This is a genomic window from Alphaproteobacteria bacterium (assembly GCA_017302575.1).
GTDB lineage: Bacteria > Pseudomonadota > Alphaproteobacteria > Rickettsiales > UBA3002 > JAFLDD01.
Map to the genome: position 1 here is coordinate 677,883 of JAFLDD010000001.1, position 20,523 is coordinate 698,405.

Consider the following 20,523-nt stretch of genomic DNA (forward strand, 5'->3'; position numbering starts at 1 on the left):
TATTACCCTGAATCATGAACCCCAAACCACTTACACCCCTGCTCGACCGCGTGCAATACCCTGCTGATACGCGGGGGCTTTCGCTTGACGAATTAAAGCAGCTTGCCAAAGAACTGCGCGACGAAATGGTCGATGCCGTGGCACAAACAGGCGGCCATTTAGGTGCAGGCTTGGGTGTGGTGGAATTGACGGTGGCGCTTCATCACGTATTCAATACGCCAAACGACAAAATTATCTGGGATGTAGGGCATCAAGCCTATCCGCATAAAATTCTCACGGGGCGTCGTGATAAAATCCGCACCATTCGCCAAGGCGGTGGTTTGTCGGGTTTTTGTAAGCGCGATGAATCGGAATATGATGTGTTCGGCGCAGGCCACAGCTCTACCTCGATTTCTGCGGGGCTTGGCATGGCAGTGGCGCGCGACTTTGCAAAACAAGACCATGAAATCGTCTGCGTGATTGGTGATGGCGCCATGAGCGCTGGCATGGCCTATGAAGCAATGAATAATGCGGGCGCATTGGGTTCGCGTTTGATCGTGATTCTCAACGACAATGACATGTCGATTGCGCCACCAACTGGTGCGCTTAGTGCCTATCTGTCGCGCCTGATCTCATCGAAATCGTACCGCTCGCTGCGCCATATCGGCAAAATGGTGGCGAGCAAATTCCCTGAACCACTTCAGCGCGCCGCCAAATCGACCGAGGCGCACATCCGTACCTATGCAACGGGCGGCACGTTGTTTGAAGCACTAGGCTTTTATTATGTTGGGCCAGTGGATGGCCATAATCTTGACCATTTATTACCTGTGCTCAAAAACGTGCGCGACGAGAAAAAATCAGGCCCAGTGTTGATTCACGTAGTGACACAAAAGGGCTATGGATACGCGCCAGCCGAAGATTCCGATGATAAATATCATGGTGTCACGAAATTTGATGTTCGCACAGGAACGCAAATGAAAGCCGTGGCAAATGCGCCAAGCTATACCAGCGTTTATGCCAAAGCACTGATTGCCGAGGCCGAGGCGGATGACACCGTGATTGGCATCACCGCCGCTATGCCTTCCGGAACGGGCATTGATGCATTCAGCCAGAAATTCCCCGAACGTACGTTCGATGTGGGCATCGCTGAACAACATGCCGTGACCTTTGCGGCAGGCTTAGCCGCCGAAGGGTACAAGCCATTCGCCACGATTTATTCGACCTTCCTGCAACGCGCCTATGACCAAGTCGTGCATGATGTGGCCGTACAAAATCTGCCCGTGCGTTTCGCTATCGACCGCGCTGGCCTTGTGGGTGCAGACGGTGAAACCCATGCGGGTTCGTTCGACGTTGCCTATCTCACTGCCCTGCCAAATTTTGTGGTGATGGCAGCGAGTGATGAGGCGGAATTGATGCATATGGTCGCCACCTGCGCGGCGTATAATAATGGCCCAAGTGCCGTGCGTTACCCGCGTGGCGAAGGCACAGGCGTTACCCTGCCCGCACGTGGTACACCGCTTGAAATCGGCAAGGGACGCATGATTCGCGAAGGTGCGAAGGTCGCCCTACTCAACTTTGGGGCACGACTAAGTGAATGCAAAAAAGCTGCCGACCATCTCGCGCAGCATGGCATCAACATCACGATTGCGGATGCGCGTTTTGCTAAACCGCTCGACGAAGCGATGATTCAGAATCTCATTAAAAATCACGAATGGGTGATTACGATTGAAGAAGGTTCGCAAGGTGGTTTCGGTTCGCATGTGCTCACCACGGCAACCAACAAAGGCTGGCTGGATAGTGGTAAATGCAAGCTACGCAGCTTGGCACTGCCTGATATGTTCCAACGCCAGAACGCACCCGTGAAGCAATATGATGAAGCTGGGTTAAATGCCACGCAATTGATTGCGACGATTACCGAGCTGCTCGGCGCGAAGAACGTGCCACTTCAGATAGCAGCCTAAATCTCTTCGAAGCACCAAAGCAATACTGCCTTCTGTACGTGCAGGCGGTTTTCGGCTTCGTCCCACACGGCACTCTGCGGGCCATCGAGAACGCTGTCAGTCACTTCCTCACCACGGTGCGCAGGCAAGCAATGCAGGAAGATTGCGTCTTTTCTTGCACGCGCCATCATTGCGTCATTGATTTGGTAGCCTTCGAACGCTTGACGGCGAGTGAGCGTGTCATCGTCGCCCATGGAGATCCACGTGTCGGTGACGACTACGTCTGCGCCTTCGACGGCCTCTTCGGGCTTATTGACCAACATGATTTTCGCGTCATTCTTTTTAGCATCTGCCAAAATCTCTGCGCTTGGCTGCAGGGTTTTTGGGCAAGCAAGTTTCAGCGTGAAGCCCAATTTATCGGCGGCGGTTATCCAGCTATTGGCCATATTGTTGCCGTCGCCCACCCATGCAATCGTTTTGCCTGAAATACTGCCGAGGCGCTCTTCGACCGTCATCACATCCGCCAGTAATTGGCAGGGGTGCAGCAGATTGGTGAGGCCATTAATCACGGGCACGGTTGCGTATTGCGCCAACTCCATGATGGTGTTGTGGCCATGGGCACGCAGCATAATCGCATGCACATAGCGTGAGAGAACGCGCGCTGTATCGGCAACGGTTTCGCCCCTGCCCAACTGCAAATCATCCTTTTGCAAAATCAGTGCGTGCCCGCCTAGCTCGTTCATGGCTGTTTCGAAAGAAACACGCGTGCGCGTCGAGTTTTTCTCAAAAATCATGGCGAGGGATTTGCCGCGCAGATTGCGCTCTTCATTGCCGCGCACGGATTTACGACGCTTGGCTTCAGCAAGCAGTGCATTGAGTTCTGCGGCACTGAGTGACCGCCAATCCAGAAAATGACGCATGGGCTAGCCTTTCTTCAAAACTTTTTCGATGATGCCGAGTGCTTCCTGCACATGGCCGATTTCAATATTCAATGGTGGTACGAGGCGAATCACATTCGTCACCGTTGGTGCGGTGGTTAATCCATGCTCCAACAATTGTGCGGCGAGTGCGCGCGCATCGCCCACTGGCTCGAGACCAATCATTAAACCAACACCGCGTACGTCTTTAATCACTGCATATTTCTGCTGAAGGCCTTTTAGACCATTCATCAATTCTTCGCTGATAGTTTTTACATGAGGGAGGAAGTTTTTCTCCTGCATCATCGCCAGCACTTCGTTACCAACGGCCATTGCTAGCGGGTTGTTATTATAGGTTCCACCATGGCTGCCTGCGGGAATGGCTTTTGCGACCTTCTCGCTAATCAACACCGCACCAAGAGGGAAGCCTGCACCAATACCCTTTGCCGAGGTGCAGATATCCGGTGTAATACCCGCGCGCTCAAACGCGAATAACGTGCCAGGGCGACCATAGCCACACTGCACTTCGTCGCACATTAGCAGAATTCCCTCAGCATCGCACAGCGCGCGAACGGCTTTGAGGAAGTCGATATCGAATACGCGCACGCCGCCCTCACCTTGAATTGGCTCAAGCAAAATACCCGCCGTATTTTTACCAAGTGCATTTTTTACTGCTGCAATGTCGCTAAATGCCACGCGGTCAAACCCGCCGAGCAATTGTCCAAAACCAACACGCGCATAGTCGTTACCGCCTGCGGAGATACCGCCGTATGTGCGGCCATGGAATCCACCTTCGAAGGTGATGATGCGGTGACGATAGCCTTGCCCGTTTTCGTAGTGATAGCGGCGCATGAATTTGATGCCCGCCTCCACCGCTTCGGTGCCTGAGGAGCAAAAGAATACGGAATCTGCAAAGGTGGCTTTCACCAAATTAGCTGAGAAGGTTTCAAGCTCGGGCGTCATGAATTGATTGGAGCAGTGCCATAAGCGTGCCGCCTGATTTTGTAGTACCTCTACCAAACGTGGGTGCGAGTGGCCAAAAGCATTCACCGCGATGCCCGCCGCAAAGTCGAGGTAATGCTTCCCATCATCACCGATCAGATACGCGCCTTCACCATGCGTAATACGCACGTTCGAACGCCGATAAACTGGCATGTAGGGTGTAATGGTCATAGGGGATGAGCGAATACGCCAAAAGCGCTAGCTTTTCAAGCGATAGCCACGCTTAATCATGGAATAAGCAACGCACAGAAGCACGAGATTGGTAGCAATTAGCACTTTCACGCCAAGAATCGGTGAACTGTCGCTGTAGCCAATCACTGCGTAACGGAAGCCATCAATCATGTAAAAGAATGGGTTGGCGTGGCTGATTGCTTGGAAAAACGGCGGCAAATCCTGAATCGAATAGAATGTGCCCGAAAGGAAGGAAAGCGGCGTGATGATGTAATTCGTGATGGCAGATGTCTGATCGAAGGTATTGGCAAAGATACCAGCAATCAGGCCAAGCAACGCCAGCATGAGTGAGGAGGCAACGATAAAGAAAACCACCGCCCACCAATGCGAAATGCTGTACGGCACAAAAAACCACATAGCCACGCTGACTGTTACGGCGACCATCAAACCACGCGAAACACCGCCCATAACCATGCCTGCGGTAATTTCAATTGCTGAGAGTGGCGGCATCAGCAGGTCATTAATGATGCCTTGGAATTTCATCAGCATGAGCGATGAAGAGGTATTGGCAAAGGCGTTTTGCACTACCGCCATCATGATGAGGCCTGGCGCAATAAACATATCATAATGCACACCATGGATAAGGCGCTCATGCGCACCCATAGCGAGTGTGAGTATAGCAAGAAACAGCAGTGTAGTTACCACGGGCGCGGTGATGGTTTGATTCCATACCTTCAGGAATCGCCATGTCTCGCGCTTATAGAGGGTTGCAAGCCCTACCCAGTTTACGGTGCTCATCATGCCTTCCAGATACTGTATTTAATATAGTGCGCAAGTGACTTCATTATAAACAGTCTGTTTTGACAAATAGGTGAAAGAGTGTTTGATGCAACTATCACAGGAGATTCCCATGAATAAGAATATCATCATCGTTGCTCTCGTTATCGTATTGGGTGTTGGCTTCTACATTTACCAGCAAGAGAAGAACACCACGACCATTAAGCTTGGCGATGCGAAAATTGAAATTCGCGAATAGCTATGCTGCGATTGCGTAGGTTGGCGGCGCTTCAAACTGCGCATTGAAGTTACGCTGATAAAGGTCAGCCACCTGCTGTTGGCGTGTAGACTGATTCCGCCTTGCGGCGGCTTCTGCCTGCCCGCTACGGCCTGATGCATTGTCATTCACTGCATAAAACACGCCGTCACTTGCTTGCTCAAAAATGGTTTGCGACGTAGTTGCTGGTGTTGGCGTTTCAGCGTCTTCACCGATACCGAAAAGCTGCAACTCATCGCTGGGTAATATATCTGCCTTGGGTTTGGCGAGGTCTTTGAGTGTTTGTTGGCGTTGCTCAAGGCCGATAAATGCACCTTGATAGGGCGAGCGGCCATCACGCGATACGGGCGTGACCGTTTGCTGAATGCGCTCGGCCTCAGCCGCCTGAAGTCGCGCTTTATTGGCGATTTCATCCGCACGAATTTGTTGAATAGACGCTGCTTGACCAAGCTGCGAATAACCTGCCGCTAAAAGCGAGCTGATTGAGTTATTGATTCCAGACACCACGCGCGAGGATACTTTCCTACACCATCTAGTCCCCTTGCCGTACCGCTTCCTGCGGTCTCTTGCATTGTTGTGATGATATTATGCGTTTTTGCGTAGAACGTCAAAAAGAAAAGGGGCTAAAAAGCCCCTTTTCCACATCCTTTTCTACCCCACGATTAGCGGCGATCGCCCATAATACGTAGCAGGTTGATGAACAGGTAGATGAAGTCGAAGTAGAGCGACAATGCACCCAGTGCCGACGCTTTCTTTACCGCTTCTTCGTTACCTGCCGTCATGTAGTAAATCTCTTTTACTTTCTGCGTGTCATAAGCAGTCAAACCGAGTGCCAAGAACACACCTACGTAGGAAAGCGCAAGGTCTAAGCCACTGGCTTTAAAGAAAAATACGTTAGCCAGCGATACCACAAATACGGCCAATACGCCCACGCTCAAGAACGTACCCCAGCTCGTGAGGTCTTTCTTGGTGGTGTAGCCATACATGCTGAGCAGGCCAAATGTACCCGCCGTGATGAAAAACACCTTCAGGATGCTTGCGCCCGTGTACACAAGGAAGATCGAGAAGAGTGACAAGCCCATCAGCGTTGCATAGGCCCAGAAGGTCGTTTGCACCTGCGATGCGGTCATCTTATGGGCACGGAAGGCAAGGAAAAACGCCATTCCCACTGGTGCGAGAGCTACAATCCAACCTAGGCCAGACATGCCATAACGGCCATCCGCGCCTTGGGAAATCATCATGCCCAAAAATGTCTCGGACTGGCTGGCGAAATAGGCGATAACGCCCGTTAGCAGTACGCCGCTAGTCATATAGTTATATACACGTAGCATATAGCTACGTAGGCCCTCATCGCGCGCCATTGACTGGCTCTGTGCGGATGAACGATTCCAAACTTCCATGTGGGTCTCCATACATTGTTGACGTATCAGCTAGGCTAATACTTGACCTATTATATGGGATATAGGAGGGGGTGTGCAAGGGTAACTGGACATGGGTATGTCCGATTTTTGTGGATTATTATCAGAAGTAGGGGTGATTAAACGCCGTGCTCGGCGCTTGCAGCCGCTTCTTTGCTAGACTTTGCGGCTTCTAGGTGGCTGCCATGCTCGGCATGCGATCTCAGACCGTCGGTAAAGCGTTTAGGATGCCCACCTATTTCTGTACCTAGAGCTTGCTTTTCTATCGCCATAGTCTGGAGTATTCCAGCCACGCACAAGGCCTACTACACTAGCAACAGCAGGAATAACGGCAGCAATTGCAAGTGTTTTAAAACCTTTGAGCTTAGTAAAACCACCCGCAGTATCAATAGCATTATCAATATCATTACCTGCTCTTTTCACAGCATTGTGCATCTTAAAGCCGCCAAAAGAGCCAATGATAGCAGACGGAATAGCTGCCACTAGACCCCATACAGTGCTCGCCCCAAAGGCACTAGCAATATTGCCTGTACCGTGGTATTTTTCAGTGTCCATTTGCTTTTTATCCTGCGCCATTAGAAGCCTCCATTTGGATATACTATAACCCACCCGTTTAAGTGCTTATATTAAGGTTTTGTGAAGAATCCCGCCTCTAAACCACCTTATTAAGCGAAAATGGGCTTGCGCCACTCCTCAAACCTGTTTATACACCCCTTCCCCTCACGGGGTTGGTTCCAGGCTAATGGCATGCCTTGGGAGCCAGTAAACGGGCATTGGAGCCCATAACTAAGGAGAGTCAAATGCCGAAACTAAAGTCCAAAAGCGGAGCGAAGAAACGTTTCTCGTTCACCGCAACTGGCAAGGTTAAAGCTAACCAAGCTGGTAAACGTCACATGATGCGTCGTCGTTCGAAGCGATTCATTCGCGATCAACGTGGCACCACGATTCTGAACGAGTCGGATGCACGTATCGTTAAAAAATTCCTCCCCTACGGTTAAGGAGCAGCATCATGGCACATGTTAAACGTGGTGTGACCGCAAGAGCGCGTCACAAAAAAGTTCTCAAAATGGCGAAGGGCTATCGTGGCCGTTCAAAAAATTGCTTCCGCGCAGCGGCAAGCAAAGTGGAAAAAGGTCTGCAGTACCAGTACCGCGACCGTCGCGCACGCAAGCGCAACTTCCGCGCTCTGTGGATTCAGCGTATCAACGCTGCAGCACGTGAGCACGGTTTGGTGTACTCGCAATTCATCAACGGCTTGAACAAAGCTGGTGTATTGCTCGACCGTAAGGTTCTCGCCGATATCGCGGTAAAAGACGCCGCGATGTTTAAAGCACTCGCTGAACAGGCAAGTGCGGCGCTCAAAGCCTAAATGTAAAAGGGGCGCTTTCCAGCGCCCCTTTTTTCTTCTACTCATTCCCGCATGACCTCTGACATCAAAAATTCGGATATTCGTACTCTTGTTGAGCAAGCTGTTGCTGCTGCGAAAACGGCTGCTTCATCCAAGGCGTTGCAAGATGTGAAAGTTGCTTACTTAGGTAAGAGCGGCTCACTGAGCGGCCACGAATATTTTCGCTCGATTAAAGATGCGTCGCCTGAGGGCAAAAAAGAAATCGGTGCGGATCGCACTGCTGCCACACGCATCGTGACGGAAGCGATTGAAGCGAAAGAGGCCGAGCTTGCGATTGCCGAGCTTAATGCAAAACTCGCCAGCGAAACGATGGACGTTTCATTGCCGCCACTACCTGCAACGACAGGCACCATTCATCCCATCACCCAAGTGATTGAAGAGCTGACTGCGATATTTGCAGATTTTGGTTTCAGCGTAGCCGAAGGCCCCGAGGTGGAAGACGATTTCCATAACTTCACAGCGCTGAATATTCCTGAGTCGCACCCTGCCCGCCAGATGCATGACACGTTCTATCTGCAAGGTAATGGCGGCGAGCACCCCGTGCTGCGTACCCATACATCGCCCGTGCAAATCCGCACCATGGTGAATGAGAAACCACCAATTCGTATCATCGCACCAGGCAGCACCTATCGCTCAGATTCGGACATGACCCATACGCCGATGTTCCACCAAATCGAAGGCCTCGTGATCGACAAAGGCATTCACATGGGGCACCTGAAAGGGCTGCTGCATGATGTGTTGGCAGCATTCTTTGGTCTTGAGAAAGTGCCGATGCAATTCCGCCCGAGCTTCTTCCCGTTCACGGAACCTTCGGCTGAAGTTGATATTGGCTGCAAGCGCGGTAAGGACGCGCTGGTGATTGGCGAAGGCAATGATTGGCTGGAAATTCTTGGCTGCGGCATGGTGCACCCGAACGTGCTGAAAAACTGCGGCCTTGACCCTGCTGAGTGGCAAGGCTTCGCCTTCGGCTTCGGTATCGAGCGCCTTGCGATGCTGAAATATAATATTCCTGATCTGCGCACCTTCTTCGCGGGCGACATGCGCTGGCTGAAACATTACGGCTTCAAGCCGCTGGATATTCCTTCACTCGTGAAGGGAGTTGTCGCATGAAGTTCGCCTATTCCACATTGAAACGCTTCCTTGAGACTGACGCATCGCTCGAGCAAATTTGCAAAACCGCGACCATGATTGGTCTGGAGCTTGAAGGCATCGAGGACAAGGCTGAAGCCTTGACCCCATTTGTTGTTGCAGAGATTATTTCTGCGGAGAAACATCCCAATGCAGACAAATTACAAGTATGCAAAGTGAAGACCGCGACAAGCGAGCTGCAAATTGTTTGCGGTGCGCCGAATGCGCGTGCGGGTATTAAAGTTGCACTGGCGAATGTGGGCGTGACGATTCCGAACGGCAATTTTGAAATCAAAAAAGCCAAAGTGCGCGATGTCGAATCTCAGGGTATGTTGTGTTCAGCCGATGAGTTGGGCTTGGGTGGCGATAGTGCGGGTATTATTGAGCTGCCGCTGGATGCACCAATCGGCGCGTCCATCGTAGATGTACTTGGTTTGAACGACCCTATCATTGACCTCAACATCACCGCCAACCGTGGCGATTGCATGGGTGTGATGGGTATTGCACGCGATATCGCGGCGACAGGCATTGGCAAATTCGTAACCCAACAGCCTGAAGCATTCAGCGCGGGCGGCGAGACTTATCCGATTACGATTGAAGATACAGAGGGCTGCCCTGCGTTCCGCGGCCGCATTATTCGTGGTGTAAAAAACGGCCAATCACCCGCGTGGTTGCAACACACACTCACTGCCGCTGGCATGCGCCCGATTTCGGTGTTGGTGGACATCACCAATTACCTGACACTCGTTTATGGCCGCCCTGCGCATGTTTATGACCTTAAAAAACTCAAAGGCACCCTGCGGGTGAGGCGTGCTGTAGAAGGCGAAACGTTTGAGGCACTAAATGATAAAACATACCGCCTCAACACGCAGTGTTGCGTCATCGCTGATGATTCGGGCGTGATTGGTTTGGGTGGCATTATGGGCGGCAAGTCCACCGCCGTTGATGAGAACACGACCGATGTGTTGCTCGAGATTGCATTATTCAATCCACTGCGCATTGCGAAATCTGGCCGCGCACTGCAAATTGATTCGGATGCGCGTTCACGTTTCGAACGCGGCGTGCCAAGCAAAGGGCTTGAGCCAGGTGATATCGGCGCTGCGAGCATGATTTTGGCACTGGCTGGTGGAAAAGCCGAAGAAAGTAACTTCGTAGGCGCGTTGCCTGCGCATGTTGCGCCCATTCCGTTCGATGCAAAAGCCATCAACGCATTAGGCGGTACAAACATTACCGAAGCAGAGATGGTGAAAATTCTTTCGTCACTCGGTTTTGAAATTCATGGCGGTAACGTCACTGTTCCTACATGGCGTCATGATGTGACGATGCTCGCCGACCTCGCCGAGGAAGTGCTGCGCATTCATGGATACGACAATATTCCTGCTGTTTCGCTGCCTAAATCTACCAGCGTTTCCAAACCTGCAGTGAACCAAGCACAGCAACGTCTTTCGACGCTGCGTCGTGCAGCAGCTTCGCGTGGCCTTCACGAAACCCATAGCTGGGGTTTCATTTCTGATGCGCAGGCGAAAGCATTTGGTGGCCAAGCAGAAGAACTGCGCTTGTTGAACCCGATTAGCGCCGACCTTTCCATCATGCGCCCGAATTTGCTGCCGCATTTGATTGATGCGGTGAAGCGCAACGCCGCGCGCGGCCAAAATAGTATTGCGATTTTTGAAGCAGGCGCGACCTTCCAGAATATTACGCCGACTGGTCAGAAAAATGTCGTCGCTGGCGTGCGTGCAGGCTTGAAGCATGGATTCTCGCATCTCGGTTCTCCCAACGCTGATGTGTTGGATGTAAAGGGCGATGTATTCGCACTGCTCGAAGCGGCGGGTTATGATGCTTCGAAACTTACCGTTACGCGTGATGTACCCGCATGGTATCACCCTGGTCGTGCGGGCGCGATTGCGATGGGTAAAAACATACTCGCCACGTTTGGTGAGTTGCACCCAGCAACACTCAAGGCACTCGATTGTGACGTGAAAGTCATGGCGTTTGAACTGCATGTGGATGCGATTCCGTTGCCAAAAGCCGCGAAGCGCAAAGCCCTCACCGTTTCAGACTTCCAACCCGTGACGCGTGATTTCGCCTTCATGGTGGATGGCGGCGTGGCCGCAGCAGATATATTGAAAGCAATTAATGGTGCAGACAAAGCCCTAATTCGCGACACTGCGATTTTCGATGTGTATGAAGGCAATAAATTGCCCGAAGGTAAAAAGTCGATTGCGGTTTCGGTAACACTTCAGGCGGACGACCGCACACTGACCGATGCAGAAATCGAGAAAACCTCGCAAGCTATCATCACCGCTGCGATGGGCATTGGCGCGACGTTACGGTAAGTCCTTCGTTACCTTCGCCAGTTTGGCGGCCCACATATTATCAATCAAATTCGGGTAGCGCCTGCCATTCTCTTCGGCGCGTTGGCGCGCTGCTGCAATTTGTTCAGGCGTGAGTTTGGTGGACTTGCCCTTCTTCTCGGGCTTTTGTTCCCACGGCTTCTTAGTCATTGGCGCGTTTTACAATCGTCACGTGACCCATTTTGCGGCCAGCACGAGATTCGGTTTTACCGTAGAGATGCACGTGAGCTTCAGGCTGCTTGGCGTATTCCTGCCATTGCTGCCATTCGTCGCCTAGCAGGTTTATCATTTCGCACTTACTGCGGGCTGTCGTGTCACCCAATGCCCAACCGCAAATCGCGCGGATATGCTGCTCGAACTGCGAGGTTGGCGCGCCTTCAATTGTCCAATGGCCTGAGTTGTGCGGGCGTGGCGCCAATTCATTTACCAACAATCCGTCTTTGGTTACGAATAACTCCACGGCGAGCAATCCGAACAAGTCGAGTTTCTCGGCGAGGGTTTTTGCAATCTTCACGGCCTGTTCTTGGTGATCGTCGATGAACGATGCAGGTGCGATGGTCTTATGCAAAATATGGTCGCGGTGGATATTCTCGACCAGTGGATAGCAACGCGCCTCGCCACTCGTTGAGCGCGCCACGATGATGGAAGCCTCCGCCGAAAAGTTGATGAAGCCCTCAAGCACGCATTCGCTCTTGCCGAGACTTTCCCAGGCAGCTTTGGCTTGTGAGGCATCTTTAATGACGGCTTGGCCTTTACCGTCATAGCCAAGCTCACAGGTTTTGAGCACGCTCGGCGTGCCGATGGTCTTGATGGCTTCTGCTAACTCTTTTTCATTACGCACGGGCGCAAATGGCGCAGTCTGAATGCCTTGCGCACGGATAAATTCTTTCTCACGCAGGCGGTGACGCGTGGTGAAGAGCACATTCGGGTTCGGGCGCACGGCTACAATTTTTTCGAGCATGATGAGCGTTTCGCTCGGCACGTTCTCGAATTCGAAGGTCACTACATCTACCGCTTCGCCAAAGGCGCGCAGCGCATTCGCGTCTTGATAGGCACCAATCGTCGTTGCAAATGCGACATGCGATGCAGGCGAATCTTTTTCAGGGGTAAAAATATGGGTTTTATAGCCCATGCGGCTGGCAGCGCGCGCCAACATGCGCCCCAACTGTCCACCACCAACGATTCCGATAGTTGATCCGGGTGGCACAATCTCGTTCATTACTTAGGCTCCAACGCCACGGATTTGGTTTGCTTCTCGCGCCATTTGGCGAGACGTTTAGCAAGTTCTTTATCTTCCAATGCGAGAATGGATGCTGCAAGCAGTGCCGCATTGGCTGCACCATGCTCACCAATTGCGAGTGTGCCAACGGGAATGCCTTTAGGCATTTGAGCGATGGATAATAGCGCGTCCATACCATCCAGCGATTTGCTGAGTACGGGAACACCTAATACAGGCAGTGCCGTCATTGCGGCGGTCATGCCAGGAAGATGTGCCGCACCCCCTGCCCCCGCGATGATGATTTTTAGGCCACGCTCTTTCGCGCCCGTTGCGTAATCATAAAGGCGCTTTGGCGTACGATGTGCGGAAACAATTTTTTGTTCATTGGAAACACCGAGCTCTTTTAGGATATCGGCTGCGTGCTTCATCGTCGCCCAGTCGGACTGGGAACCCATGATGATTCCTACGCTTGGCGCAGATTTCGTGTTTTTCATTTTAAGCTTTTTTGCCATAGGCTGCGCACCATACCCCGCTAAGCCCCGTGGGTCAACCACCCTAAAATAATGCTTGTCTTGGCTCGTAAACTACGCACCATAGCGGCAACAGATAGGTATCGCATGAAAATCGCTATAGCAAAAGAAACCCACCCACTTGAATCGCGCTGTGCCCTTGCACCTGCGGAAGTCAAAAAGCTCGTTGCACTTGGCGCGCAGGTGGCCATTGAAACAGGCGCGGGATTAGGATCCTCCATTTCGGATGAGCAATTCAAATCCGCCGGCGCAACCATCGTTGCTTCGGCAAAAGAAGCCTATGCAGGCGCGGATATTGTGCTGAGCATCAACATGCCAAGCGCGGAGCAGATTGCTGCTATCCCCACTGGTGCACATTTGATTGGGATGTTGGCGCCACTGGATAAAGGAACGGACTTCGCGCCGATTCTAAAGCAGAACATTCACGCGTATGCGATGGAGTTGCTACCACGTATTTCGCGTGCGCAGTCGATGGATATTCTTTCCTCGCAATCGAACCTTGCAGGCTACCGTGCGGTGATTGAAGCCGTCACTACCACCAGCAAAGTCGTGCCGATGATGATGACGGCGGCAGGAACCGTGCCACCCGCGAAAGTGTTGGTCTTGGGTGCGGGCGTTGCGGGCTTGCAAGCGATTGCGACGGCGAAGCGCCTTGGTGCAGTCGTCAGCGCGTTTGACGTGCGGCCTGCGGTGAAAGAGCAAGTGCAATCACTCGGCGCGAAATTTGTCGAAGTCCCCGCCGAAGAAGGTGGCGAGACTGCGGGCGGCTATGCGAAAGAAATGAGCGATGAATATAAAAAGAAACAAGCGCAGCTGATTCACGACACACTCAAAACGCATGATATTGTTATTTCCACCGCACTCATTCCAGGCAAGCCTGCGCCAGAACTGATTACCGAAGCGATGGTGAAGGACATGAAGCATGGTAGTGTGATTGTGGACTTGGCGGCTGCTTCGGGCGGCAACTGCAAGCTCACCAAGCGCGATGAAGTGACCGTAGCACATGGCGTGACCTTGATTGGTCATACGAATTTGCCAAGCCGCGCGGCGAGCGACGCAACGCCACTTTTTGCGCGTAACCTGTTTAATTTCATCTCAACACTCATGGTGAACAAGGAAAAACAATTCAGCGTGAATTGGGATGATGAATTAATCAAAGGAACCTTAATTGCGAAGGATGGGCAACTTGTGCATCCGATGGTGAAGGGAGCTTAATATGAGCGATTTAACCACCGCTACGGAGAAGGCACAGGAGCTCGCCAGCGAGCTTGCGACGCTACAAGTGCAGGCAGCCGCACATGGTGCAGGCGTAGACCCATTCATTTTCGGACTTAGCGTATTCGTGCTGGCGTGTTTCGTGGGGTATTACGTGGTGTGGCGCGTAACGCCTGCACTGCACACACCACTCATGAGTGTGACGAACGCGATTTCTGGTATTATTATTGTCGGTGCGATTGTCGCATTAGGACCCGATGGATTCGGCACTTCACACGTGCTTGGTTTTATCGCTGTCGTGCTTGCTTCCATCAATATCTTTGGTGGATTCGTCGTAACTCAGCGCATGCTTGAGATGTTCAAGAAGAAAGAGAAGAAATAGCCATGTCATCGCTTGCTACACTCGCTTATTTAGTTGCCGCCGTGTGCTTCATCATGGCACTGCGCGGCTTGTCGTCACCTGCTAGCGCGCGCCAAGGCAACCTCTACGGCATCGCGGGGATGGTTATTGCAGTCATCACCACCCTCACCTTACCTGCCGTCACCTCATACATGCTGACCATACTTGGTATCGCCATTGGCGGCACGATTGGTGTGGTTATCGCCAAGCGCATCGCGATGACGGCCATGCCACAACTCGTTGCAGCCTTCCACTCGCTCGTTGGTTTGGCGGCGGTATTGATTGCGACGGCGGCGCTTTGGTCGCCAGAGGCGTACGGCATTGGCACGACAGGCAGCATCCATTTCGGCAGTTTGATTGAAATGTCGCTCGGCTCGATCATCGGCGCGATTACGTTTTCAGGCTCGGTGATTGCCTTTGCCAAGCTGCAAGGCCTCATGTCTGGCTCGCCCATTCGCTTCCCGATGCAGCACCATATCAACGCTGTGCTTGGCGCGGCTTCGCTTGTGCTGCTCATTATTTTCTGCGGCACTGAGTCTAAGCAGCTCTTCATTCTGATAACACTGCTGGCATTTGCGCTGGGCGTATTGCTCATCATCCCCATTGGTGGGGCGGACATGCCCGTGGTCGTTTCGATGCTCAACTCATACTCGGGCTGGGCGGCGGCAGGCATTGGTTTCACGCTGGGCAACCCTCTGCTCATCATTGCGGGCGCGCTCATCGGTGCGAGCGGCGCGATTCTCTCCTACATCATGTGTAAGGCGATGAACCGCTCCATCTTCAACGTTATCTTTGGTGGCTTTGGTTCAGCAGCGACGACAGGCGGCGACGCGCCTTCCAGCAAGGACGAACGCCCAGTGAAAACTGGAAGTCCTGAGGATGCCGCGTTCCTGCTCTCAAACGCTGACAGTGTTATCATTGTTCCAGGTTACGGCATGGCGGTTGCGCAAGCACAGCACGCTGTGCGTGAGCTTGCCGAAACACTGGAGCATAAGGGTGTGAAGGTGCGCTACGCGATTCACCCCGTAGCAGGGCGTATGCCAGGGCACATGAACGTGCTGCTCGCGGAAGCGAACGTGCCGTATGATAACGTAGTAGAGCTTGAGGAAATCAACAACGACTTCAGCACCACTGATGTCGTCTATGTCATCGGCGCGAATGACGTGACCAACCCCGCCGCTAAGTCTGATCCAAAAAGCCCGATTTATGGCATGCCAATTTTAAATGTGGCCGATGCGCGTAATGTGATTTTCAATAAACGCTCGATGGCTGCGGGTTATGCAGGCATTCAAAACGAGCTGTTCTACAAGGATAACACCATGATGCTGTTCGGCGATGCAAAGGCTGCAACGGAGCATCTCGTCAAAGCGCTGAAGGACTTATAGGCTAAAGATCAATCGCGTTTGCCCTGTCTCGTATCTCGGCAGTGGTTGGCGTGCTGGGAGCCACTACAGGTGCATCAATGAAGTTGTTGTTTTCTGGCTCAATAATAGAGTCCATGCCATTGCGCACGGCCTGTATTTTGGCGGCATTATCAGGATTGCCGAGGAATGCCTGTATAGCGACCAAATCGCTTGTATCTACACCATCCGATAAATCCAAACCGTTAATCTGTTGGCTAGCTAGCAATGCTTCGACACGGTCATCATCTAAATTACCTAATACAGCGCTCTCTAACTGCGCGTCATTCGCCAGTGATGCTTTATATTGATTGATCTGCTGATACGAATTCGTCACTTGTTGGTTATATTCTTCCATACGGGCATTGAGCAACTCCGCAACCCCTTAGGTTAGGTCGCCATTGCTGCCTAAACCGCTTTCCCCGCCTTGCAATTGTTGAATGGCTGCACGCGTTGCATCGTCCATCTCACCAGTCGCGGTAAAATTATCTGGCAAAAAGCCTAATGTTTTGAGGGCGTTTTGTATGCTCGTAATATACGAAGCGTCTGGAGTGGGTATGGGCTTATCATGCCAATATGCGTCAACAACCATTGTATTCTCCTTGTGTACTTTAGAAGAATAGCCATTAATAGTTAATGAACCCTTACCAATTTACAAAAAAAGGCGCCCGCTAAGGCGCCTTTTTCGGTATGTAACCTGCTGAATCCAAGGTCTAGTCGAACAACTCGGATTTCTTACGGGCGAGTTTACGAGCGCGGCGCACTGCCTCACCCATCTCACGAACGCGTTTCTCGGAAGGTTTTTCGTAATGCTTGCGCATTTTCATCTCACGATAGATGCCCTCGCGCTGCATTTTCTTCTTCAGAACACGCAGAGCCTGGTCAATATTATTGTCACGTACTGTAACTTCTACCATTGGGATTTACCCCCTTCCTCGCTTGATTTGGAGCGCCGTTTTATGCACAACTGTGGATAAAGGCAAGCCTAAACTTGCCCCCTACCCCCTGAAAATCTTATGTTTTGCCTCCAAAAACAACAAACCTAAGAGGCAAGCTATGGCGAAGTCCCCCACTACTGGCGGCATTGAGTCCACGAAACTGAAAAGCTACATTGAACGCGTTGAGCGTTTAGAAGAGGAAAAAACAGGCCTCGCCAGCGATATACGTGATGTGATGGCCGAGGCAAAGTCGAACGGCTTTGATACCAAAACCATGCGCCAGATTCTCAAGCTGCGTAAGATGAAGTCGAATGACCGTGCGGAAGCCGAATATATGCTTGATCTCTACAAGCGCGCATTGGGTATGGACGCGGAATACGAAGAAGCGGCCTAAGGCTACGCCTAAGCTTTTTGATGCTCCGTGACCTCGCCTACTGCTCGGCACTGCGCGCCGCTTCGCGGGCTCATGGCTGACTCGCGCCTACTGGCGCTCGAATCACGGGATTCCATTGCTCCAAAATGACAGAGGCCCCGAACCAGCATATGTGGTTAACAGGGCCTCTTCATATGGGGAGCCTCCGAACGCCCCCCGCTAAAACCGAGCGAGTCTTACCTCACGTCGGTATTGGTTGGGCACGCACCGCAGCGCGCACCCATTCGCTGCTCAGGCCACGTCGCCTTGTTGCTGACGTGGGGCTTCCTGAACACGGCGAATCCGCTCCATCTCCTCTTTCAGAAGCAGCTTCTGCTTCTTGAGGGTTTGTATCACCGAGAAGTCAGGCATGGGACGCAACGTCTCGTTGGCCAACATACCTTCAATCTTGGTGTGCTTATCTTCAAGCGTAGTTAAGTGAGTGAATAGTGACATACCGAACATCCTTCGTTGTGATCTCTGGTTTGAGAGAGCCGGCTCAGCGCCGATCTTGGACGTAGTTTGCAGCACCGTGGCTACAGGTGGTATAAAAGCAAACTGGCCTTCATATGGCAAGCAAAACTAGAGTCAAGAAAATAACTATATTTTTGCGCAGGCAATTGACATTTTGTTTTGCACGAAACTTCAACCTGTTGCCAATAGGTTTCTTTATGAGCATTTAAAATAAATGTGGATAGTATTTGTTGATGCTACGCACATCGTCATGCTGACTAGTCCTTCGCGCAGCTTCGCTGGCTCATGGCTGACTCGCGCCTACTGGCGCTCGAATAACACAGAACCCTTCACTCACTCTCGTCGAATTTACGATTTACGAGGTTTACCAACGCGTCGATTGCCTCTTGGGCTTGCGGGCCATCTGCCGCTAAATCAAGCTGCACGCCTGTCTCTCCCGCCAGCATCAGCAACCCCAGAATCGACGTTGCACCCACGGTTGGAACATCCACGGTTTCGCCTTCACGCAGAATACGGGTGACACGGATTTGCGCATCGTACTGCGTAGCAGTTTTGACAACCTTAGCAGCAGCGCGGGCATGCAAGCCCTTGCGATTTTGGATCGTGACGCGCGCGGCGATGCTCATGCGCTCTGCTTCTTGAGAAGGTTTGAGGCCACATTAATATACTTACGCCCTGCTTCTTGCGCAGTTAGCACGGCAGTCATAAGCGGCAAGCTTAGACGCACGGAGATTAGTTTAATCAGCATTGGCAGGTTAATCCCCGCAATCACTTCCACCTGCCCTTGCACCATCGATGAGATGGCTAGGTTGCTGGGCGTGCCCCCGAACATATCGGTAAGAACAACCACGCCTTTGCCTTGGTCAACATGCTTAATGGCCGTCAGGATTTCCTGACGCCGTTGCTCCATGTCGTCCTCCGCGCCAATACAGACGGGAATGATATGTTGCTGTTTGCCAACCACATGTTCCGCAATGGCGATAAATTCTTTCGCCAGATTGCCATGGGTGACGATAACGATACCAATCATAGAGGGTGGGTTTAGCCCTGAACCACAGGGTTTGCAAGGGCTTTAGACGTTTTATGCGCTGGGTTTCCAATCCTCTGGCAGCACGCGCCCTTCCTGCAACGCTTCCTCGTAGAGCATGAGCTTTGCGGCACTGTCGCCGCGATGGGGCGGTAGCGTTATGGAGGGTATCGATTTCAACGCGTCATGCGGGGCTGGAGATGCGCCATGAGGCGTAATATGCACTACCAAATGGATGGGGTGACGGACGATATGAGGCAGGCGTATCAGCGCCAAATCACGCAGTTCTAACACACCCTCGAGTGCTTTGGGCGCTTCTGCGATCATCTGCCCTGCCTCGCTCACCAGCTTCACCTGATCGTCACCAATTAGCACTGCACCGCGCGCAATGAGTTCCGCCGCGAGAGAGGATTTACCGCAACCAGATGCACCAAGCAGCAGAATGCCTGCTTCCTTCCAAATAATTGCCGTGCCGTGAAGATAGTCGCTCATGCCGCCGCAAGCAGATCAAAGACCGATTCTTTGCTGTCGGCACGATTCAGGCGGTCGCGTGATTCAGGTGTGCGCAGCAAGCGCGCAACGTGCGCCAACGCCTTTAAATGCTCTGCGTCTGCATATTCAGGGGCAAGCATGATGAACATGGTATCAACGGGTTGACCTGCTAATTGCAGTGGTACGCGCAGCCTAACATAAAACCCTATGGTGCGGTGTAACCCCTCAAATCTCGCATGGGGAATGGCAACACCACCACCCACGCCCACACCTTGCGCGATGCGCTCCGACAATTTCTCGATGATGGTTTGCGGGCGTAGGCCACTCATTTCTGAAGCAAGCGTAGCAATTGCTTGCAATGCCTGCTCCAGACTATTGGCGTTATAATCCAACAGAATCGAATCCTTGGTGAGTATGTCTGCCAAGGATTGCATGCGTTAGGCCGCCATACCTTCAGGATCAACCCAGCTAATATTACCGTCTTCACGGCGATATACTACGTTGATACGACCATTCGCTGCATTGAAGAACAGCAAGGCTGGCAAGTGGGCAAGATCCATTTTCATGACCGCTTCGCTTACCGTGAGTGTTTCAACAGGCGTTGATTTCTCAGCGATTACTAGAGGTGCGCCCTGCTCTTCTAGCTCCTCGTGGCGCTCGGTCTGCAACACATATTTACGCGCGTTGAAGATGTTCGTATCCTTGCGGTCACCATGGTGGTGGCCTTTCAGACGGCGCTTATAGCGACGAAGTTGTTTGCTGATCTTCTCGGCGGCTGCGTCAAATGCTGCATAAACATCCGGTGCAAATGCTTGGCTTTTCACCACGATGCCCGAATGCGTGCCTGTATTGCCATGAATATCCACGCGGTACTGGTGTGCTTCTTTGCCAACCACCACATCCACGTTTGGTACACGATCAAGATATTTTGAGACGGAGTCGTTCAGTCGTTTTTCCGCGTGCGCACGGAACGATTCACCCAAATCAACATGACGACCTGAAATCTGCAATTGCATCACTTTTCTCCTGATGTTTTTGTTTTCTA

At 52.1% G+C, this 20,523-nt stretch carries 27 protein-coding genes; 9 read left to right on the plus strand and 18 right to left on the minus strand.

Going from position 1 to position 20,523, the window contains the following annotated elements:
• The first annotated feature begins 14 nt into the window (after positions 1-14).
• Positions 15-1,940, plus strand: a complete 1,926-nt coding sequence (gene dxs, locus J0M34_03505; protein MBN8543311.1) for a 1-deoxy-D-xylulose-5-phosphate synthase — start codon at positions 15-17, stop codon at positions 1,938-1,940.
• Here the strand turns inward: dxs and argF are convergent.
• The 6 genes from argF to J0M34_03535 all read right to left on the minus strand — a co-directional run bounded on the left by argF (position 1,937) and on the right by J0M34_03535 (position 7,057).
• Entirely contained in the window at positions 1,937-2,839 is a 903-nt protein-coding gene (gene argF, locus J0M34_03510) for an ornithine carbamoyltransferase (protein MBN8543312.1), read from the minus strand. The genes dxs and argF overlap by 4 nt on opposite strands.
• 3 nt (positions 2,840-2,842) lie before the next feature.
• Complete coding sequence (locus J0M34_03515; GenBank protein ID MBN8543313.1) at positions 2,843-4,009, minus strand: aspartate aminotransferase family protein; 1,167 nt, start codon at positions 4,007-4,009, stop codon at positions 2,843-2,845.
• 27 nt (positions 4,010-4,036) lie between these two features.
• On the minus strand, positions 4,037-4,807 hold the full coding sequence (locus J0M34_03520) for an ABC transporter permease (GenBank protein ID MBN8543314.1): 771 nt from the start codon (positions 4,805-4,807) through the stop codon (positions 4,037-4,039).
• 238 nt (positions 4,808-5,045) lie between these two features.
• A complete protein-coding gene (locus J0M34_03525) occupies positions 5,046-5,570 on the minus strand; it encodes a hypothetical protein (protein ID MBN8543315.1) in 525 nt (174 codons plus the stop codon).
• Positions 5,571-5,725: 155 nt separating this feature from the next.
• The gene (locus J0M34_03530; GenBank protein MBN8543316.1) at positions 5,726-6,475 is read right to left on the minus strand and encodes a Bax inhibitor-1/YccA family protein; all 750 of its coding nucleotides are present in this window, start codon (positions 6,473-6,475) and stop codon (positions 5,726-5,728) included.
• Positions 6,476-6,703: 228 nt separating this feature from the next.
• The gene (locus J0M34_03535; protein MBN8543317.1) at positions 6,704-7,057 is read right to left on the minus strand and encodes a hypothetical protein; all 354 of its coding nucleotides are present in this window, start codon (positions 7,055-7,057) and stop codon (positions 6,704-6,706) included.
• 224 nt (positions 7,058-7,281) lie between these two features.
• Here J0M34_03535 and rpmI point away from each other — a divergent pair, with 224 nt between their 5' ends.
• The 4 genes from rpmI to J0M34_03555 are packed head-to-tail and all read left to right on the plus strand — an operon-like array spanning position 7,282 to position 11,353.
• A complete protein-coding gene (gene rpmI / locus J0M34_03540; protein MBN8543318.1) occupies positions 7,282-7,479 on the plus strand; it encodes a 50S ribosomal protein L35 in 198 nt (65 codons plus the stop codon).
• A gap of 11 nt (positions 7,480-7,490) precedes the next feature.
• The gene (gene rplT, locus J0M34_03545; GenBank protein MBN8543319.1) at positions 7,491-7,850 is read left to right on the plus strand and encodes a 50S ribosomal protein L20; all 360 of its coding nucleotides are present in this window, start codon (positions 7,491-7,493) and stop codon (positions 7,848-7,850) included.
• Between the two features lie 51 nt (positions 7,851-7,901).
• Entirely contained in the window at positions 7,902-8,999 is a 1,098-nt protein-coding gene (pheS, locus tag J0M34_03550) for a phenylalanine--tRNA ligase subunit alpha (protein MBN8543320.1), read from the plus strand.
• Positions 8,996-11,353, plus strand: coding sequence for a phenylalanine--tRNA ligase subunit beta (locus tag J0M34_03555; GenBank protein MBN8543321.1), 2,358 nt, complete (start codon positions 8,996-8,998; stop codon positions 11,351-11,353). Before pheS ends, J0M34_03555 begins: the two co-directional genes overlap by 4 nt.
• Here the strand turns inward: J0M34_03555 and J0M34_03560 are convergent.
• Genes J0M34_03560 through purE form a run of 3 tightly spaced genes read right to left on the minus strand, consistent with a single transcriptional unit; the run spans position 11,345 to position 13,084 of the window.
• Positions 11,345-11,521, minus strand: coding sequence for a hypothetical protein (locus J0M34_03560; GenBank protein MBN8543322.1), 177 nt, complete (start codon positions 11,519-11,521; stop codon positions 11,345-11,347). The two genes, J0M34_03555 and J0M34_03560, sit on opposite strands and share 9 nt — an antisense overlap.
• Positions 11,514-12,590, minus strand: coding sequence for a 5-(carboxyamino)imidazole ribonucleotide synthase (locus J0M34_03565; protein MBN8543323.1), 1,077 nt, complete (start codon positions 12,588-12,590; stop codon positions 11,514-11,516). Before J0M34_03565 ends, J0M34_03560 begins: the two co-directional genes overlap by 8 nt.
• Positions 12,590-13,084 carry a 5-(carboxyamino)imidazole ribonucleotide mutase gene (gene purE, locus J0M34_03570; GenBank protein MBN8543324.1) on the minus strand — a complete coding sequence of 165 codons (495 nt, stop codon included), beginning with the start codon at positions 13,082-13,084 and terminating at the stop codon, positions 12,590-12,592. Before purE ends, J0M34_03565 begins: the two co-directional genes overlap by 1 nt.
• A 123-nt stretch (positions 13,085-13,207) precedes the next feature.
• On the opposite strand from purE, the gene J0M34_03575 reads away from it, so the two are divergent.
• Genes J0M34_03575 through J0M34_03585 form a run of 3 tightly spaced genes read left to right on the plus strand, consistent with a single transcriptional unit; the run spans position 13,208 to position 16,120 of the window.
• Positions 13,208-14,335 (plus strand): Re/Si-specific NAD(P)(+) transhydrogenase subunit alpha, encoded by a 1,128-nt coding sequence (locus J0M34_03575; protein MBN8543325.1) that lies wholly within the window; start codon positions 13,208-13,210, stop codon positions 14,333-14,335.
• Position 14,336: 1 nt separating this feature from the next.
• Entirely contained in the window at positions 14,337-14,717 is a 381-nt protein-coding gene (locus J0M34_03580) for an NAD(P) transhydrogenase subunit alpha (GenBank protein ID MBN8543326.1), read from the plus strand.
• Between the two features lie 2 nt (positions 14,718-14,719).
• Positions 14,720-16,120 carry an NAD(P)(+) transhydrogenase (Re/Si-specific) subunit beta gene (locus tag J0M34_03585; GenBank protein ID MBN8543327.1) on the plus strand — a complete coding sequence of 467 codons (1,401 nt, stop codon included), beginning with the start codon at positions 14,720-14,722 and terminating at the stop codon, positions 16,118-16,120.
• Position 16,121: 1 nt separating this feature from the next.
• Here J0M34_03585 and J0M34_03590 read toward each other — a convergent pair whose 3' ends face one another.
• The 3 genes from J0M34_03590 to J0M34_03600 form a co-directional block, all read right to left on the minus strand.
• The gene (locus J0M34_03590) at positions 16,122-16,508 is read right to left on the minus strand and encodes a hypothetical protein (GenBank protein MBN8543328.1); all 387 of its coding nucleotides are present in this window, start codon (positions 16,506-16,508) and stop codon (positions 16,122-16,124) included.
• 12 nt (positions 16,509-16,520) lie between these two features.
• Positions 16,521-16,727: a peptidoglycan-binding protein gene (locus J0M34_03595; protein MBN8543329.1), complete on the minus strand. Its 207-nt coding sequence runs from the start codon at positions 16,725-16,727 to the stop codon at positions 16,521-16,523.
• Between the two features lie 121 nt (positions 16,728-16,848).
• Positions 16,849-17,052: a 30S ribosomal protein S21 gene (locus J0M34_03600; GenBank protein ID MBN8543330.1), complete on the minus strand. Its 204-nt coding sequence runs from the start codon at positions 17,050-17,052 to the stop codon at positions 16,849-16,851.
• Between the two features lie 139 nt (positions 17,053-17,191).
• On the opposite strand from J0M34_03600, the gene J0M34_03605 reads away from it, so the two are divergent.
• On the plus strand, positions 17,192-17,467 hold the full coding sequence (locus J0M34_03605) for a DUF2312 domain-containing protein (GenBank protein ID MBN8543331.1): 276 nt from the start codon (positions 17,192-17,194) through the stop codon (positions 17,465-17,467).
• Between the two features lie 270 nt (positions 17,468-17,737).
• On the opposite strand, the gene J0M34_03610 is transcribed toward J0M34_03605, so the two are convergent.
• The 6 genes from J0M34_03610 to raiA form a co-directional block, all read right to left on the minus strand.
• Positions 17,738-17,941: a DUF465 domain-containing protein gene (locus J0M34_03610; GenBank protein MBN8543332.1), complete on the minus strand. Its 204-nt coding sequence runs from the start codon at positions 17,939-17,941 to the stop codon at positions 17,738-17,740.
• A gap of 347 nt (positions 17,942-18,288) precedes the next feature.
• Entirely contained in the window at positions 18,289-18,585 is a 297-nt protein-coding gene (locus tag J0M34_03615; GenBank protein MBN8543333.1) for an HPr family phosphocarrier protein, read from the minus strand.
• Positions 18,582-18,989, minus strand: coding sequence for a PTS sugar transporter subunit IIA (locus tag J0M34_03620; protein MBN8543334.1), 408 nt, complete (start codon positions 18,987-18,989; stop codon positions 18,582-18,584). Before J0M34_03620 ends, J0M34_03615 begins: the two co-directional genes overlap by 4 nt.
• Before the next feature lie 51 nt (positions 18,990-19,040).
• Entirely contained in the window at positions 19,041-19,478 is a 438-nt protein-coding gene (locus tag J0M34_03625) for a serine kinase (protein MBN8543335.1), read from the minus strand.
• Positions 19,475-19,912, minus strand: a complete 438-nt coding sequence (locus tag J0M34_03630) for a PTS sugar transporter subunit IIA (GenBank protein MBN8543336.1) — start codon at positions 19,910-19,912, stop codon at positions 19,475-19,477. The genes J0M34_03625 and J0M34_03630 overlap by 4 nt, the downstream gene beginning before the upstream one ends.
• A gap of 3 nt (positions 19,913-19,915) precedes the next feature.
• On the minus strand, positions 19,916-20,494 hold the full coding sequence (gene raiA, locus J0M34_03635; GenBank protein MBN8543337.1) for a ribosome-associated translation inhibitor RaiA: 579 nt from the start codon (positions 20,492-20,494) through the stop codon (positions 19,916-19,918).
• Positions 20,495-20,523 lie beyond the last annotated feature (29 nt).